We start from the raw sequence: 2,712 nt of genomic DNA on the forward strand, positions 1-2,712 counted from the left end.
AGCAAAATATCCAGATATCATCAATTATTCCTTGCATTTTAAGTAATTTTGCAGAGACCTTGAAACACACCATATGAAACAACTCGTTCTCTGTTTTCTGCTATTAATGATCACCCAAATTACAGTAGCGCAAAAGAAAAAACGAGCAAGGGAATACGGTTTACATTTTGGAGTGATTCCCACGGGGAAGCAAAATTCCATCACAGATGTAGCAGGTGTAAAAGTTGGTCAGGTAACCTTAATAAAAGGTAACAACATTAGAACGGGCGCCACGGTGATCCTTCCCTATGAAGGCAATATCTTTCAAAATAAAGTACCTGCAGCCATATTTGCCGGCAATGGCTTTGGCAAATTGAGCGGCAGCACACAAGTTGCTGAACTTGGCAACATAGAAACCCCTATTGTTTTAACCAATACCCTCAATGTTGCTGCCGGAATAGACGCTTTGGTGGGTTATACATTACAGCAAGAGGGCAACGAAAAGATACAATCTGTAAACGCCATTGTGGGCGAAACCAATGATGGCTACCTGAACGATATCCGCGGCAGCCATGTGACCAAAAATGATATTTTACAAGCCATCAAAAATGCAAAATCTACCCCGGTAGAAGAAGGTGCCGTAGGTGCTGGCACAGGAACGGTTTGTTTTGGCTTTAAAGGTGGCATTGGTACAGCCTCCCGCCTGTTACCCAAAAGCCTTGGCGGTTATACCATTGGCGTATTGGTTCAAAGTAATTTTGGCGGCGTGCTGCAAATAGATGGTGTGCCCGTGGGCAGGGAATTGCAGAAGTTTGATTTCAGTAACAAACTGATGAATAATACCGACGGCTCTTGTATGATTGTGGTGGCCACAGATGCCCCGCTTGATAGCAGAAATTTAGAAAGGTTGGCCAAGCGCGCCTTTTTAGGGCTGGCAAAAACTGGCGGCATTGCCTCTAATGGCAGTGGCGATTATATCATTGCTTTTTCTACTGCAGCCGCCATCCGCATTCCTTTCCAGCCAAAAGAAGAACTCCAACAGGTACAATTAGTGTGGAATGATAACCTCTCTCCTATTTTCATGGCCGCCATAGAGGCCACAGAAGAAGCCATCATCAACTCCTTGTTTGCAGCAGTCAGCATGACTGGTGTTAATGGGCACCAGGTGGAATCGCTGCCACTTGAAAAAGTTATCCCGATTTTAAAGAAATATAATGCAGTAAAAAGTGAATAGATACACCATCGTAAACGACAAATTTATACCTGCAGCAGAAGCTTCGGTACTCATTACAGACCTTGCCTTGCAACGGGGTTATGGTATTTTTGATTTCTTCAAGACCCTGGATGGTCAGTTTAAATTTTTAGAAGACCATTTGGATCGCTTTTATCATTCAGCAGCCGCCATGCACTTACCTGTTGCTCAAACAAGGGAAGCGTTAAAGGCCTTGTTATGTGCCCTCCAAGAAAAAAATAACATACCCAATTCAGGCATCCGCATTACCCTCACCGGTGGTTATTCGCCTGATGGCTATACCCTGGCAAGCCCCAACATGATCATTACTCAAAATCCTTTGGTTAACCCAGAGTTTAATGTAAAAGGTATTAAACTGATGACCTACCCTCACCAGCGCCAGCTTGCCCAGGTAAAGACCTTAGATTACCTGATGGCCATATATTTACAACCCCTTATTAAACAACATGGTGCCGATGATGTGCTTTACCATCACAATGGATTTGTGAAAGAATGTCCGCGGTCTAACTTTTTTATCGTTACGGCCCACAATGAGGTAGTAACCAGCGGAAAAGATGTGTTAAGAGGTGTTGTGCGAAAGCAGCTGTTAAAAATGCACAACAGCGAGTTAAGTATCACAGAGCGGGAAATTAGTTTGGAAGACCTTAAAACTTGTGAGGAGGCCTTTATTGCAAGCTCTACAAAGAATGTATTGCCGGTAACCACCATTGATGGTCACCAGATTGGTAACGGTAATGCAGGAGAAATTACTACTTTGCTTGCCGAAAAGTTTAAAGCGCTGGTATTTAACGTTGACTCGTTAACATTATAACTAATTTGATTTTCGCAGTGTAGCGTGTATAGTAAATTGCATTGGCTTCAATTTATATCAGAAAAATTCAGTTACAGCGCCGCTGCTTTTTCCTCAGGGTGATAAAAACACCACAGCTAATTTTGTAGGTGATGTATGGGTAAAATCCCTTGTAGATGCAGATAGTTAAATAAAAATGCAAGTACAATTAGCGATCAGCAGTCGCAGTAAAAGTCCTTAATTGGGCTTCAGGCTGTAACCTGACAGTGTATATCTTGCAAAATAGGTCAATTAATAATTGTGTTCTATGCCCTTTACCAGGTGAAAAATCAATTGGTTATAAGGTGTTGGTACGCCTGCTTTTTTTCCCAGTCGAATCAATTCCGCAGCAAAAATATCAACTTCACTTTTGCGCCCTGCTTCACGATCCTGAAGCATTGATGTTTTAGCTTACCCATCAATTTTAAGCATGGTGGCTTTCATGTCGTCAATATCCTGTTGTTGAAGCGGAATAGCATAAGCATGGGCCACTGCTAACACCTCATTGGCAATGAGCTGCATCAACTCCATCACATGAAAATTATCCTGAAAGATGTGGTATGAACCCTTCACCAAAAATGATACCTGGTTAATGACAATGTTAATCATGAATTTACGCCACAGGGCTAGCTCCATATTTTCAGGAATTTCA

General features: G+C 42.3%; 2 protein-coding genes and 1 pseudogene. 2 read left to right on the forward strand and 1 reads right to left on the reverse strand.

Annotated features, from left to right (window positions below; genetic code table 11):
* The first annotated feature begins 73 nt into the window (after window positions 1-73).
* Both ACR2F7_RS07475 and ACR2F7_RS07480 read left to right on the forward strand, forming a co-directional pair.
* Window positions 74-1,213: a P1 family peptidase gene (locus ACR2F7_RS07475; protein WP_432712961.1), complete on the forward strand. Its 1,140-nt coding sequence runs from the start codon at window positions 74-76 to the stop codon at window positions 1,211-1,213.
* Complete coding sequence (locus tag ACR2F7_RS07480) at window positions 1,206-2,042, forward strand: aminotransferase class IV (RefSeq protein ID WP_432712962.1); 837 nt, start codon at window positions 1,206-1,208, stop codon at window positions 2,040-2,042. The genes ACR2F7_RS07475 and ACR2F7_RS07480 overlap by 8 nt, the downstream gene beginning before the upstream one ends.
* A 270-nt stretch (window positions 2,043-2,312) precedes the next feature.
* Here ACR2F7_RS07480 and ACR2F7_RS07485 read toward each other — a convergent pair.
* A pseudogene (locus ACR2F7_RS07485) lies at window positions 2,313-2,696 on the reverse strand (ketopantoate reductase family protein).
* Window positions 2,697-2,712: the final 16 nt, after the last annotated feature.

The sequence above is a fragment of the Pedobacter sp. genome (assembly GCF_045628745.1).
Lineage (GTDB): Bacteria > Bacteroidota > Bacteroidia > Sphingobacteriales > Sphingobacteriaceae > Pedobacter.